Origin of the sequence: Neisseria sp. HMSC073G10 (assembly GCF_001812605.1) — a bacterium.
GTDB lineage: Bacteria > Pseudomonadota > Gammaproteobacteria > Burkholderiales > Neisseriaceae > Neisseria > Neisseria subflava_A.
This window is the reverse complement of sequence record NZ_KV809540.1, coordinates 1-14454: the sequence shown is the minus strand read 5'-3', so window position 1 is coordinate 14454 and position 14454 is coordinate 1. Positions and strand designations below refer to the sequence as shown.

Genomic DNA, 14454 nt, shown 5'->3' with positions numbered 1-14454 from the left:
GTTTTGCTTCCTCCTCAATAAGAAGGAACAAATCAAGGCCGTCTGAAAACAAAAATCGGGCAGGCTTTTCAAATCAGGCGCGTTTATTTCGCCAAACCGTGCAAACGCTGAATCACTTGTGGCGTATCCAGCCCGTAACGGAACATATCGTTGGCCTTCCACAAATAAATTTTGCCGTTTTTCGCGGCAGGCGAGCCGGCGATTTCGGGACGTGCGGCAAAGGTTTTGACGTTGCCTATCATGGCGGTGTTGTGGTCGGCAATAATGATGATGTCGGGTTTGGCCGCAATCCATGCCTCACGCGTCATCGGTTTGAGGCCGTCAATGGCGGCTGCGGCATTGATACCGCCGGCGCGGCGGATAATTTCGTCGGCGGCAGTATTTTTGCCCGATACGATGCGCCCGTCGTAGCTGAAGAGGTAGCGTTTGCCGCTGGAAGGCTGTTGTTTCATATCCGCCTGCCACTTACTGGCCAACTTATCCGCCTGCGCGCTTTTGCCGATAAGCTGACCGATGTTGCGGATACTTTGCGGATAGGAGGCGATGCTGTCATCGGGCGCAACATTGACGGCTTTAATGCCTGCTTTTTGCAGGTGGGTAAAAATATCGGCAGGCTGCGCCATCCATGAACCGATGGCAATGTCGGGTTTGGCGGCCACAATCGGTTCAACCGTCAGGCGGCGATGAATGCCGATACTGGGCTTGTTTTTCAACGCCGGATTTTGAACAGTCTGATCGCGGCCGACGATTTCGTCCAATGCGCCGAGCGCGGCAACGATGTCTGCCGTATCGGGGGTCAACACGACGATGCGTTGCGCGTGTGCAGTGCCGGCCAACGAAATAAACGCGGAAAGCAGGAGGAGTTTGAGTTTCATTGTTTTTCCTTGTTGTATGCTTTCAGACGGCCTGATCGTTTTTCCAGGCCGTCTGAAAACGGTTGAATCACATTAGAACTTCAGTTGTACGGTCGCAGCGAAATTACGACCGGTTTCGGTGTACAAGTCCATCACACTGGTACGGCTCATGCCGGCAACGTCTGTGTGCTGCCAGTATTTTTTGTTGCCGACGTTGTAAATGTTTGCGCCGATTTCGAGGTTTTTAAACGGCTTGTACCACGCGCCGACATCCCATACGCCATAACCCGGTGCTTGGAAAACAGTGTCGCTGCTGACGCGGCTATGTTTTTTCGACCAGCGCAGCTTGGTGCCGACACCCCATTTTTCCTGCGTGTAATCCAAACCCAAAACGCCGTTAAGCGGATAAGCGGAATCCAATGGTTTGCCGTCCTGCTGCTCACCGCGCATCCAAGCGATGCTGCCGGAGACTTGCCAGCCCGGCAGGAATTTGTAGGCGGCAGAAGCTTCAGCACCGTAGGTTTTGACGTGATCAAGGTTTTGATATTGGTACTGGATAATCGGGCGTCTGCCAACGGTGGAGGTACCGATTTCAGTGCGGTTGATGAAGTTGCGGTAACGGTTGTAGAACGCGGTGACTTGCGCACGGGCGCGTTCGTTTTTGAACTTCATCCCCAATTCAAAGCTGTTGGAGCGTTCGGATTTGAGGTTGGCATTGGGAATGACGGCATAGCCGTAGGTCGTATTGGCAAACGCCATGGTCGCGCTGTCAAACGGCGGCGTACGGAAGCCTTGTGAATAAGTAGCGAAACCGGTGAACTGCTCACCCATCGGCACGCTCAGGCGCAGGCTGGGCGTAAACGCGGAATCGCTAAAGCGCGTCGCCGTTCCGCCGGGATTTGCGTTGAGATAGGCTTGGTCGGTCGACGTGTTCAGCTTGTCTTTTTCGTAACGCAAGGCCGGGGTCAGGACGATGCCGTTGCCGAAGGTCAGGCTGTCTTGTACGTAAACGCTGAACGTTTTGCGCTTACTGTCGGGGAAAGTTTTATTCGGATAGGTGCTGCCTGCATAAACTTTGCTGACGGCGCCGGTCAGATTGTCCACTGTCAGGCTGTCGCGCGGACGGGCGGTCTCGGTGTGTTTGTATTCTGTGCCGGCAACGACGGTTTGTTTGACCGCACCGTCAAATTCCCACACACTACGCCCGTTCAGCCCGCGTATGGTCTGATTGAAACCGTAGTCGGAATAACGGGTCGAGTTACCTAATTGGCGCGCGCCCATACGCGTAATACTCGCATCGACGGCATCGTCTTCCGTACGCAGTTTTTGCTGATAGGCAGTCAGGTTGGCTTCTTTCAGACGGCCTTCGCCAGCGTAGCGGTAGCCCGCTTCGATACGTTGACGGCGGATACGGTCGCGAGCATTGCTCTCGGATGTTGCGATGGTTACCGGCCCGCGCGATTGCGAACCCAAGCCGTTTGCCAACACGGTGTCGTTGGCGTGGTAATACTGTTCGTACAAAGTTTCAAAACGGTGGCGTTCGTTGCCGATATTGCCTTTCGCCAAAATATTGTAGGCATTGTTTTTCTGTGGATTGGTGGCAGTACGCGCAGTCGAGTAGCTGGTATCACTGCCCATGTTTTCGGTTTCATGACCTTGACGGCGCGTCAGCATCAGCAGACCTTCGGCGTTTTCATGGAAACCTGCCACAGTCGCCGTCACGCCATGGCTGCGGTCGCGACTGCGGTAGCCGTGTTTCAAACCGAAATGCCCGCGTTTGCCCGCATCGACAAAATCGCTCGGTGAGAGCGTCACCATGTTCACCACGCCGCCGAGCGCGTCGCTGCCGTACAGCGCGGAATAAGGGCCTTTGACAATATCGACCTGCTTGAGCGTGTCGCTTTCGACCATATCGCGTCCCGAAATCGCGCCGTTGGAGCCGCCACCTGCATAAGATTCGGGAATGCGCACGCCGTCCACCATCATCAGAATGCGGTTGCCGTCTATGCCTCGGATATTGATACCGGCATGACCGCGGCGGTTATTGTCTGACGGCACGCTGACGCCGGATTCATACATCACGATATCGTCCAAATTCTGCGCCGAGGCTTGATTCAAGGTTTTGCGTCCGATAACCGACACATTCGGCGCGGCTTTATCCAAGGTTTGCGCATTACGGTCGGCCGTGACCACCACAGGCTCTATTTCTGCCTGAGCCACTGGCATCTGAGCCGCATATAACTGTCCGGAAAAAACCGCCCCTATTACACAGGCAATCGCTTTCTTTTTCATTACATAACCTTATTATTTGAATAATAATGGTTTACATTTATAAAACAAACAGACGGTTTTTGCAAGTTTAAGATATAAACAAAAGGCCGTCTGAAAACCCGATAATTTAGGTTTTCAGACGGCCTGTCCTACTTTTCTTTTCAATTAGAACGTATGTTTAACCGTTGCAGTCACACTACGCGGCGTGCCGTAAACGTGAATATCCGGCATGGGGCGGTAGCGTTTGTTGAACACGTTTTCAAAGTCTAAACCGATGCGGGTGGATTTGCCGATTTTGTAATGCGCGGTCAAGTCCAGCGTAGCGTATGGGCGTTGGGTCAGTGCTTCTTTACCGGCAGCGGTGAAGGGCTGGTATTCATCATAGGCGTTTGTACCGCTTTGCCAGTTGACGTTTGCACCCAAGTTTAGGCGGTCGGTAACATCATACGCAGTAAAGAGTTTGAAAAGGTGGGCAGGATAAGAAGGGTTGACCACATTGCCCGAATCATTTTTGAGTTTGGAGTACGCATAAGAAGCATTGAGCAGCCATTTGTCGCTCAAGCGTCCGCCGACGGACAATTCCACGCCTTTGGTCGTCGTGCGGTCAATAGATTCATAGTAAAACCGTTGATTTTCCTCATCGTCAATTTCTTTCCCCAAATGGTCGCGTTTATTGATAAACGCAGCCGCAGAAGCGTTCAAACGGCCTTCAAACCCTGAGGCTTTTAAGCCGAGTTCATATGTTTTGCCACGTTGCGGTTCCAGCGGTTTGCCGTTTTGATCCAAATAGCGCACTTGCGGGCGGAATATGGTGGTATAGGAGGTGTAGGCTGTCAGATTGTCATTTAAATCATAACTTGCGCCCAAATAGGGGATAAATACCTTGTTTTTATGCCTGCTGTCGGCAAAATTGTTGCGATTGGAACTGTAGTGGTATTGCCAATCTACAAACCGTCCGCCGCCTATCAATGCCAGCCTGTCGGTTAGTTTAAAACGGGTCGAACCGTAAACAGAGAGGTTTTTCATATGGGCAAAGCCGTCGCGAAGGTAGGGCATGGCCAGTTTTGTGAAATTTCCGTCGAAAAGGCGCAAATCAGGGACAACCCTATCTTTATCTTTGTCGTAATATGAAAGAGTTTCCTTATTGTGCTGATAGCTGATGCCGGCATTGAATTCATGTTTGCGTCCCCAAAGCGGGTAATCGCCGTCCAAACTCAGAGAAAAATCTTGGTCGGTGTACTTGGCTTGGTCGCGCTCGGCAACGAATTTAGCGGAATAGTCCGGATAAATGACAAAAGGACCGGCTATACCGGAAACTGCATCACTTTTTCCATAAGTATGGCTGTAGTTGCCGTTCAGAGCCCAACCGTTTTCAAACTCATGATTGACAGAGGTGAAGATTTCCGCACTGTTTTCTTTACCGTAAGCCCATTTTGCCGAGGCATTGCTGCGCGGTGAGGCTGCAAATGGTTTGAAAGGTTGATTTTTTCTAGGGTTTCCCGCCACGGTCAGATAGCTGAAAGGCGAGCTGCCGGTATTGCGGAAACGGTGTATTTCCGTACCGATATTCCACTGAGTCTGAGGGGCAATGTCGTAGGAGAGAATGCCGTAGAACGTATGATTGTGGCGCGAAGTGTTCGGCAGGTAATCGCCGCCGTGGTCGCTGACCAAAATAGCGCGGCCGCGCAAGGTATTGTCTGCATTTAAAGGCTGATTGGCATCAAGGACGAAGCGGTAGTGGTTCCACGAACCGACACCGGCTTCTACGCTGACGGCAGGTTTGGCAGTCGGTTTTTTGCGTTCCAAAGCAACCGTACCGCCCGGCTCGCCCATACCGCCGTTGGACAAACCGCTTGCGCCGCGCACGACGACGACTTGGTCATACAATGCGCTGTCCAGATTGTTGGTACCGCGGCGGATGGCTTTACCGTCGTAAAGGAATTTGGGCGCGCCGTCCACGGAAATGCTGTCAACGGCCTGACTGCGTGAAATAAACTCGCTGTGGCCGGATACGTTGTTGCCCATTTTGCTGTGGAACACACCCGGTGTTTGTTTCAATACGTCCTGCAGGCTGTCCAAGCCTTGGTCTTCGATTTGTTTTGCCGTTACGACAGACAGGGACTGCGGCGTTTCGCGCTGGGTCAGGCGGATGCCTGTCGCGGCGGAGGAAGCGGGAATGGTGTAGTTGGAAGTAGTCTGTTTACCGACTCCTTGGACGGTAACTGTCGGTAAATCGACACGCTCTTGCGGCTGGGTATTTTCTACTTCGGTCGAGAAAGAATACGCCGAACACAGCGCCAGACTGACGGCAAAGCTTAATTTGCCATAGGGAAATACAGGTAGTGACATAGCCTCTCCAATTAGCTTATCTTTACAATTTGGTCGCAGATTCTATCAAAAAGATGTAGCCCGATGGAACTATGTTTTAATCATTATTTTCTAAGTATTTTGTTTAATTCAAAATATTTATTTTCTATCTAGTCCCAATTAACTAAAAGGCCGTCTGAAACCCATATCATCAGGTTTTCAGACGGCCTTAATCTTTTTATGATAAGGCAATCAGTCTGCCAATTTTCTTGCCAATTCTGCCAAACGTTTACCTTGTGCAAAGGCAATATCGTTTTCTTCGGAGGTCAATGCCGGCTTGCTGTCGTGGCCGGAAACATGGCTTGCGCCGTAAGGCGTGCCGCCGCTTTGGGTATTGCTGAGCGCGGACTCGGTATATGGAATGCCGCTGATGACCATGCCGTGATGCAACAGGGGCAGCATCATGGTCAGCAGGGTGCTTTCTTGGCCGCCGTGCAGTGAAGATGTGCTGGTGAAAACGGTGGCAGGTTTGCCGACGAGTTCTGCACCGAGCCAAAGGGGAATGGTGCCGTCGATAAAGTATTTCATCGCGGCGGCCATATTGCCGAAACGCGTCGGGCTGCCGAGCGCAAGGCCGGCGCAATTTTTGAGGTCGTCGGCAGTCGCGTATGGCGCACCTTCGTCAGGAATGGCTTTTTCAACGGCTTCGCAAACGGTGGAAACTTTGGGAACGGTACGCAATACGGCTTCGCAACCGTCCACGCTTTCGATACCGCGTGCGATTTGGCGGGCAAGGTTGCGCGTGCTGCCATTTTGGGAATAAAAGAGAACGAGGATTTTCAGAGGATTTGGGTTCATTTGGGGTTTCCGTTACAATGCTGTCAGGTGTCAGACGGCCTTTTAAATACTCAGGCCGTCTGAAAAGAAGAAATTTCAATTTAAAAGTGGGAAAAGGTTATGCCGTTTTCGCAATGGTGGCAAGGTTTTTTAAAGAGTAAAGGCGTGGCGTTCGCTTGGTTTGTCGTGCGCCGTTTTGATGAGGAGCGCGTGCCGCAGGTAGCGGCAAGCATGACGTTTACGACGCTTTTGGCTTTGGTGCCCGTGTTGACGGTGATGGTCGTCGTCGCTTCTGCCTTCCCTGTTTTCGACCAATGGTCGGGGGAATTTATCTCTTTTATCAACCGCACCATCGTTCCGCAGGGCGCGGACATGGTGTTTGACTACATCAATGCATTCCGCGATAAGGCTACCAATCTGACGGCGATCGGCAGTGTGATGTTGGTCGTAACCTCGCTGATGTTGATTCGGACGATAGACAATGCGTTCAACCGGATTTGGCGCGTCAATTCGCAACGGCCTTGGATGATGCAGTTTTTGGTGTATTGGGCGTTGCTGACGTTTGGGCCTTTGTCTTTGGGCGTGGGCTTGTCGGTCGTGATCGGTCAGGTGCAAGTAGTGGGCGGTTCGGAATGGCTGAGGGTCATCACTACGGTTTCATTTATTACGCTGCTGCTGTGGGGTTTATACCGCTTTGTGCCCAACCGTTTCGTGCCTGCCAGCCATGCTTTGGTCGGCGCGGCCGTAACGGCGTTTTGCTTGGAAACGGCACGCTTTTTGTTCGCTTGGTATATGGGCAACTTTGACGGCTACAAATCGATTTACGGCGCATTTGCCGCGGTACCGTTTTTCCTGTTGTGGCTCAACCTGTTATGGACGTTGGTATTGGGCGGCGCAGTTTTGACCTCGTCCCTGTCCTATTGGCGCGGCGAAGCGTTCCGCCGCAGTTTGGATGCGCGCGGCCGCTTTGACGATGTATTGAAAATCCTGCTGCTGCTCGATTCTGCCCAACAAAGCGGCAAGGCATTGCCGGTGCAGGAGTTCAGACGGCATATCAATATGGGCTTTGACGAATTGGGCGAGCTTTTGGAAAAACTGGCGCGACACGGTTATGTCTATTCCGGCCGTCAGGGCTGGGTCTTGAAAATGGGGGCAGAGTCCATCGACTTGGCGGAGCTGTTCAAACTTTTTGTCTACCGTCCGCAAACGCTTAATAAAGACAAGGTCAATCAAACGGTTGACCACATTATGCAACCCTGCTTGGAAACCTTGAACATGACGCTGGCCGAGTTCAGTGCCCATACGAAAAAACAATCCTCTTAAACCTGACGCCGTCTGAAAGCAAAAATATCAAGTTTCAGACGGCCTTTGCTATAATCAGCACACTACTGAATACTACATTCAACCTACAAGGAAAAATAGATGAAAACACCAGCCCTACTCTCGCTGCTCGGTCTGATTCCATCTGCCGCTTTTGCCGCCCACGGCGTAAGCCTTGGCCAACCACCGAAATATCCGGCCAACTTTACCGCCTTCGAATACGTCAATCCCAACGCTCCCAAAGGCGGCTCGTTTACCACGCCTTTCCTCGGTGCTTTTGACACGCTCAATCCCTTTACCCTCAAAGGCAACCACGAATACGGCATCAGCATGCTGACGCTCGACACCCTGACCGAGCAAAGCATGGACGAACCTTACGCCGTTTACGGCCTGATTGCCGAAGACATCGCCCTGGCGCCGGACGGCCTTTCCGTTACCTTCAAAATCAACCCCAAAGCCAAATTCCACAACGGCGATCCCGTTTTGGCCAAAGACGTTGCCGCTTCATTTAACATCCTGACCAAAGACAAAGCCGCCGCCCCCATGTACCACTTCTACTGGAGCGACGTGGCCAAAGTGGAAACGCCCAGCGATCGCACCGTCGTGTTCCGCTTCAAACAGCGCAACTCAGAATTACACATGATTCTCGGCAGCCTGCCCGTCTTCTCGCATAAAAGCTATCCCAAAGGCCTGGCAGCCGCACCCAACAGCCTGCCGATCGGCTCCGGCCCCTACCGTTTTGCCAAAGCTGAAAACGGCCGCATCAGCGAGTTTGTCCGCGACAAAAACTACTGGGCGCAAAATCTGCCCGTGCGCAAAGGTCGCTACAACTACGACCACATCCGCATCAAATACGTCAAAGACGAAGTTGTCCGCATCGAAGGGCTGAAAGGCGGCCAATATGACTTCGTACAAGAAAACGTCGCCCGCAACTGGGCGCGCGCCTACTCCGACGAAGTCCTCAAAAAACGCAATCTGTCCAAACACGAATGGATACAAAACAGCACGGCCGGCATGCAAGGCTTCGTCATCAATATGCGCCACAAGCCCTTGGACAATATTTACGTCCGCCGCGCCTTGATTGAAAGCTTCGACTACGAAAGCGTCAACCGCCGCATCTTCTACGGCGCATACCGCCGCACTGACAGCTTCTTCACCAACAGCACCATGGCTGCAACCGGCAAACCTGACAGCGCGGAAACCGCATTGCTCAAATCATTGGGCACCAAGCTGCCCGACGGCGTATTGGATCAAGACGTCCCTATGCCGCCGGTTACCGACCCCAAACTGGGCGTGCGCCCGAACCTGCTCAAAGCACGCGCCCTGCTTGAAAAAGGCGGCTATCAATACAAAAACGGCAAAGCAGTCGACAAACAAGGCAAACCGCTGACCTTTGAATTCCTCGCACCAAGCAAAAACTACGAACGCATTACCTCCAAATGGCAGAGCGACCTCGCCAAAATCGGCATTACCATGAACGTGCGCACCGCCGACTCCGCCGTGTACCAAAAACGCATGAACGACTTCGATTTTGACGTGACCACCGGCTACTACGGCAACAGCGAAAGCCCCGGCAACGAGCAATACGACTACTTCAGCTGCGCCGCCGCCAAAACCGAAGGCAGCCGCAACCTATCCGGTGTCTGTCATCCTGCGGTCGAAAAACTGCTGACCCATTTCAACAGCTTTACCAACCGCCAAGAGCTGCAAACCACCTCGCGCGCGCTCGACCGACTGATCCGCCACCAATACACCATCGTTCCAAACTGGTTCGCCGACCGCTACCGCGTCGTGTACCGTAACGATGTGGGCATTCCGTCCAAGCTGCCGAAATACTACGACCCCATCACCTTCGCCATGACCGCAGGCTGGAAGAAAAAGTAGTCGCATTTCGACAACACGTCCAAGCATCTGACAAGCCTTTGGCGTGTAGTCCTAAGCATAGAATCATAAAACCTAGTTGTTTGTTTAAAAACAATCAATCGGCTGATTCAACACAAACATAAAAGAAAAAACAACTTAAAGCCAAATCAAAGGCCGTCTGAAACATCCGTCAGCAAAATCATCTGCAACGGAACATTTCAGACGGCCTTTTCGTCTTTTTTCAATCCAGTTTCACAACCGAAGTAAAATCTCGAAAATGAACACAAAATTGCAAAACAATGCCCTCAAGTTTTACAAAACCATGTACACTGCAAGGTAAGAGTTTGAATTACAAGGTTAATCTTAATAAAAACTACAATCATCCAAATTTAACCTAAATCAAGCATTCATATAACAAACAAAAGGAACAATAATATGGAAATCAAGCGTCTCTCTACCATTCTCAAACTGATTGCCAACCCCGAACGCATGGCCATCCTTTTTCTGCTGCTTAACGGCGACCGCAGCATTACCGAACTGGCACAAGCGCTCGACTCCTCCCCGACCGGCATTGCCAACCACCTCGCACGCCTGCGCACCGAAGGCATCATCGATTTCACGCGCTACCACCGCATCATCGAATACCGCATCATCTCCGAAGAAGCCACCACCATCCTCAATACCCTGCGCACGCTCAAAGACCCAGCAGAATAAACAAATTATTCCACATCACAACATCAAGGCCGTCTGAAACATCAGCTTTCAGACGGCCTGCCACTTTCAGCCCATATCGAAAAATAAACCAATCCGCTATACAATACCGCCCATTCCCACAGGCGCAATCCACCGCCTTCCCTCCAAACAGCACACACGGAAACATCATGAAAATCGCCACTTGGAACGTCAATTCCCTCAACGTCCGCCTGCCCCAAGTACAAAACTGGCTGGCCGACCACCAAGCCGACATACTCGCCTTACAAGAACTCAAACTCGACCAAGACAAATTCCCGGCTGCCGCCCTGCAAATGATGGGCTGGCACTGCGTCTGGAGCGGCCAAAAAACCTATAACGGCGTCGCCATTATCAGCCGCCACGAACCGCAAAACGTACATTGCGGTCTGCCCACCCTCCCCAATGACCCGCAACGCCGCGTCATCGCCGCCACCATCAACGGCGTGCGCATCATCAACGTCTATTGCGTCAACGGCGAAGCCCTGGACAGCCCCAAATTCCAATACAAAGAACAATGGTTTGCTGCATTGACCGAATTCGTCCGCGCCGAAATGGCCGCACACCCCAAACTCGTCCTGCTCGGCGACTTCAACATCGCCCCGGCCGATGCCGACTGCTACGACCCCGAAAAATGGCACGAAAAAATCCATTGCTCCTCCATCGAAAGACAATGGTTTAAAACCCTACTCGACCTCGGCCTGACCGACAGCCTGCGCAAAATCCACCCCGAAGGCGCGTTCTACACATGGTTCGACTACCGCGGCGCCATGTTCCAACGCAAACTCGGCCTGCGCATCGACCACATCCTCACCAGCCCCGAACTCGCCGCCACCCTTACCGACGTCACCGTCGACCTAGAAACCCGCGCCCAAGAACGCCCCAGTGACCATGCGCCGGTTATTGCCGAGTTTGACTGTTAGATTTTAAAGCAATATAAACAATAAGGCCGTCTGAAAACTGGATTTCAGACGGCCTTTACGCTAAGAGGTTTTCAGAGAACGTTTGAGGTTGTCTGAAAGTTTGAAACAATGGTTTGAACGGCAAAGAACGCGTGCGTGCGTACCGCACACACCCTACACTTCAGTTTTAAAGTTTGCGCTGCCCGCGGTTGGTGAGAATACGGGCTACGGCTTGCTGAAAACAGAATTACGGTTTTCAGACGACCTTTTTATTATGTGCCACTTGAGTAAAATGTAGGTTGGGTTGCAAACCCAACATGTTGTGAAATCGAACAGTTTTGTTGGGTCTTGACCCAACCTACGCTTGCTAATTTATGATGGAGATGAGAGAGGGGCGAACATAAGACCCAAACATAAAAAGATAAAAAATAATATGATTGTGATTATTGCAGGTATAAAAATAATCAACAATACTGCATTATCTTTAGCACGATAAAATAACTTATCCCCATATAATGCAATGCTTAGGCATGATTTAAAAGTATTATGAGCAATATATATCATTAAAATTGGAAACAGGACGATAGGAGTGTATTGCCATATAAACATTAACAACTTGTTCAAAGGATTATTGTTATCGTACAATGCTTGATAATTAAACATTATCGTTATGATGGTGCATGATGACATAGTTGTTAAAAGTTTCTCGAATATATTTAGTAGAAAGTTCATATTTATAGATTCAAAATATGAATCTTTAATAGTTTGATTTTTATTTCTAATTATTTCCTTAATTTTTTTAATTCTTTCGTTTATAAGATCTCCATCATTTTTTGACGTTATATCATCTCTAACCTGATCTAATTCATTTTTAATTTCTTCATAATCTTTTTTAATTAAGGAAAGATGTTTTAAATAAAATCCGAAAGAAATAAAACTTAGTAGCACAATAATTATGATCTTGCATTGTTTCGATAATATTAAAAATTCCATCATGTACTCCTTATAAATTTATGTTCACTCCACCCCAAAAAGCAGATTTTCCTTAATCCCTCGAATTCTATCACGAAGAACAGCCGCTTCTTCAAACTGCAAATCCCTAGCCGCCTGCTGCATGGCTTTTTCCAGTTTGGCAATTTCTTTAATCGCATCTTCTTCGTTGTGGATTTCGCCGACTTTAACCTTGTTTTTGCCTTTCAGACGGCCTTTGCTGCTGTCTTCTTCGTGGTACACGCCGTCGATGATGTCTTTGACTTGTTTTTTAATCTGTTGCGGCACGATGCCGTGTTCTTCATTGAATTTAATCTGTTTTTCGCGGCGGCGTTCGGTTTCGTCAATGGCGGCTTTCATGGAGTCGGTGATTTCGTCGGCGTACAAAATCGCTACGCCATTCACGTTGCGGGCGGCGCGGCCTATGGTTTGAATCAGGCTGCGGTGGGAGCGCAGGAAGCCTTCTTTGTCTGCGTCAAGGATGGCGACGAGGGAGACTTCGGGGATGTCCAAGCCTTCGCGCAACAGGTTGATGCCGACGAGTACGTCAAACAGACCGAGCCGCAAATCTCTAATGATTTCAACGCGCTCGACGGTGTCGATGTCGCTGTGCAGGTAGCGCACTTTGATGCCGAGTTCGCTGTAATAGTCGGTGAGTTGCTCCGCCATGCGTTTGGTGAGTGTGGTAACGAGTACGCGTTCACCTTTTTGGATGCGGTCGTTGATTTCGCTCATTAAATCGTCGACTTGGGTGGCGACGGGGCGGATGATGATTTGGGGATCGACCAGCCCTGTGGGGCGGACGACTTGTTCGACCACTTGTCCGGCGTGTTCTTCTTCGTATTTGGCGGGGGTGGCGGAAACGAAGACGGTTTGCGGCATGACTTTTTCAAATTCGTGGAATTTGAGCGGGCGGTTGTCGCGAGCGGAAGGCAGGCGGAAGCCGTAATCGACGAGGTTTTGCTTGCGCGATGCGTCGCCTTTGTACATACCGCCGATTTGGGTGACGGTAACGTGGCTTTCGTCGATGAACATGATGGCGTTGTCGGGCAGGTAGTCCATCAGCGTGGGCGGCGGTTCTCCTTCTTTTTTGCCGGAGAAGTGGCGGGAGTAGTTTTCGATGCCTTTGCAGAAGCCCATTTCGTAGAGCATTTCGAGATCGAAACGGGTACGCTGTTCGATGCGTTGTTGCTCGACGGGGCGTTGTTCGCGGGCGAAAAATTCGATGCGTTCGCGCAATTCTTCTTTGATGGACTCGCAGGCGCGCAATACGGTGTCGCGCGGGGTAACGTAGTGGCTGGATGGGAAGACGGTGTAGCGGCCGACGCGTTGGATAAGGCTGCCTGAAAGCGGGTCAAACATATCGAGGCGGTCGATTTCGTCGTCAAACAGGCTGATGCGCAAGGCGTTTTCCGAGCTTTCGGCGGGGTACACGTCAATCACGTCGCCACGCACGCGGAAGCTGCCGCGTTTGAAGTCCAAATCGCCGCGTTCGTACTGCATGGAAACGAGCGTGGCGATGATGTCGCGCTGCTCGATGGTGTCGCCTTCTTTGACGGACAACACCATTTGTTGATACTCGGTCGGGTCACCGATACCGTAAATGGCAGACACGGTAGCAACGATAATCACGTCGTCGCGCGTCATCAGGTTTTTGGTGGCAGAAAGGCGCATTTGCTCGATGTGTTCGTTAATCGCGCTGTCTTTCTCGATGAACAAATCGCGGCTGGGCACATAGGCTTCAGGCTGGTAATAGTCGTAGTAGGAGACGAAATATTCCACCGCGTTTTCGGGGAAAAACTCGCGCATTTCGGCGTAAAGCTGGGCGGCAAGGGTCTTGTTGTGCGCCATGATGATGGCGGGGCGGCCGCTTTGCGCGATGACGTTCGCCATGGTGTAGGTTTTGCCCGAACCGGTTACGCCGAGCAGGGTTTGATAGGCCAGGCCGTCTGAAAGCCCTTCGAGTAGGCCGGCAATGGCAGTGGGCTGGTCGCCTGCGGGTGGGAAGGGTTGGTGGAGTTTGAAGGGGGAATCGGGGTATTGGATGACTTCCATAAGACGGCCTGTTTTATGTTCAGGTAAAGAGAGGATTATAACAAAGGGCCGTCTGAAAATTGATAGTGTGCCAATCTGATAAGACTAAATATTTCATCTCCCGAAAGGACGTGTCCCCCACGTCCTTTTTCTTTATCCGCTTCCTCCCTTTCGATCAGATTTCTACCCCGTAAAAGGCTTACACTCCGCATCATTGCCCCTAAATATCTCCTCACCGTCCGTACAGCTTCCCTTCACCTTCATCTTCCCACAAACCACCGCCGTCAACGACTCGTTCAAGCGTAATACTCTCGGCTCCGCCTCCCTGTCCAGAGCCACCGCCTTCA

The 14454-nt window shown here is 51.2% G+C and carries 10 protein-coding genes; 4 read left to right on the top strand and 6 right to left on the bottom strand.

Going from position 1 to position 14454, the window contains the following annotated elements:
* Nucleotides 1-83: 83 nt before the first annotated feature.
* The 4 genes from HMPREF2865_RS11060 to wrbA all read right to left on the bottom strand — a co-directional run bounded on the left by HMPREF2865_RS11060 (nucleotide 84) and on the right by wrbA (nucleotide 6290).
* Nucleotides 84-875 (bottom strand): heme/hemin ABC transporter substrate-binding protein, encoded by a 792-nt coding sequence (locus HMPREF2865_RS11060; RefSeq protein WP_070647229.1) that lies wholly within the window; start codon nucleotides 873-875, stop codon nucleotides 84-86.
* A gap of 72 nt (nucleotides 876-947) precedes the next feature.
* Nucleotides 948-3146 (bottom strand): TonB-dependent hemoglobin/transferrin/lactoferrin family receptor, encoded by a 2199-nt coding sequence (locus HMPREF2865_RS11055; protein WP_070647228.1) that lies wholly within the window; start codon nucleotides 3144-3146, stop codon nucleotides 948-950.
* A gap of 144 nt (nucleotides 3147-3290) precedes the next feature.
* Nucleotides 3291-5474: a TonB-dependent siderophore receptor gene (locus HMPREF2865_RS11050; protein ID WP_070647227.1), complete on the bottom strand. Its 2184-nt coding sequence runs from the start codon at nucleotides 5472-5474 to the stop codon at nucleotides 3291-3293.
* A gap of 210 nt (nucleotides 5475-5684) precedes the next feature.
* Complete coding sequence (gene wrbA / locus HMPREF2865_RS11045; RefSeq protein ID WP_070647226.1) at nucleotides 5685-6290, bottom strand: NAD(P)H:quinone oxidoreductase; 606 nt, start codon at nucleotides 6288-6290, stop codon at nucleotides 5685-5687.
* 99 nt (nucleotides 6291-6389) lie between these two features.
* Here wrbA and HMPREF2865_RS11040 point away from each other — a divergent pair, with 99 nt between their 5' ends.
* The 4 genes from HMPREF2865_RS11040 (at nucleotide 6390) to xth (ending at nucleotide 11104) form a co-directional block, all read left to right on the top strand.
* A complete protein-coding gene (locus HMPREF2865_RS11040) occupies nucleotides 6390-7592 on the top strand; it encodes a YihY family inner membrane protein (RefSeq protein WP_070647225.1) in 1203 nt (400 codons plus the stop codon).
* A 99-nt stretch (nucleotides 7593-7691) separates the two neighbouring features.
* A complete protein-coding gene (locus HMPREF2865_RS11035) occupies nucleotides 7692-9473 on the top strand; it encodes an extracellular solute-binding protein (protein WP_070647224.1) in 1782 nt (593 codons plus the stop codon).
* A 414-nt stretch (nucleotides 9474-9887) separates the two neighbouring features.
* On the top strand, nucleotides 9888-10166 hold the full coding sequence (locus tag HMPREF2865_RS11030) for an ArsR/SmtB family transcription factor (RefSeq protein WP_070647223.1): 279 nt from the start codon (nucleotides 9888-9890) through the stop codon (nucleotides 10164-10166).
* A gap of 167 nt (nucleotides 10167-10333) precedes the next feature.
* Nucleotides 10334-11104: an exodeoxyribonuclease III gene (gene xth, locus HMPREF2865_RS11020; RefSeq protein WP_070647221.1), complete on the top strand. Its 771-nt coding sequence runs from the start codon at nucleotides 10334-10336 to the stop codon at nucleotides 11102-11104.
* Between the two features lie 351 nt (nucleotides 11105-11455).
* Here the strand turns inward: xth and HMPREF2865_RS11015 are convergent, their stop codons facing one another.
* Together HMPREF2865_RS11015 and uvrB are read right to left on the bottom strand one after the other, a co-directional pair.
* Complete coding sequence (locus HMPREF2865_RS11015) at nucleotides 11456-12079, bottom strand: hypothetical protein (RefSeq protein WP_141752551.1); 624 nt, start codon at nucleotides 12077-12079, stop codon at nucleotides 11456-11458.
* Between the two features lie 21 nt (nucleotides 12080-12100).
* Nucleotides 12101-14128: an excinuclease ABC subunit UvrB gene (gene uvrB, locus HMPREF2865_RS11010; RefSeq protein WP_070647219.1), complete on the bottom strand. Its 2028-nt coding sequence runs from the start codon at nucleotides 14126-14128 to the stop codon at nucleotides 12101-12103.
* Between the last annotated feature and the right edge of the window lie 326 nt (nucleotides 14129-14454).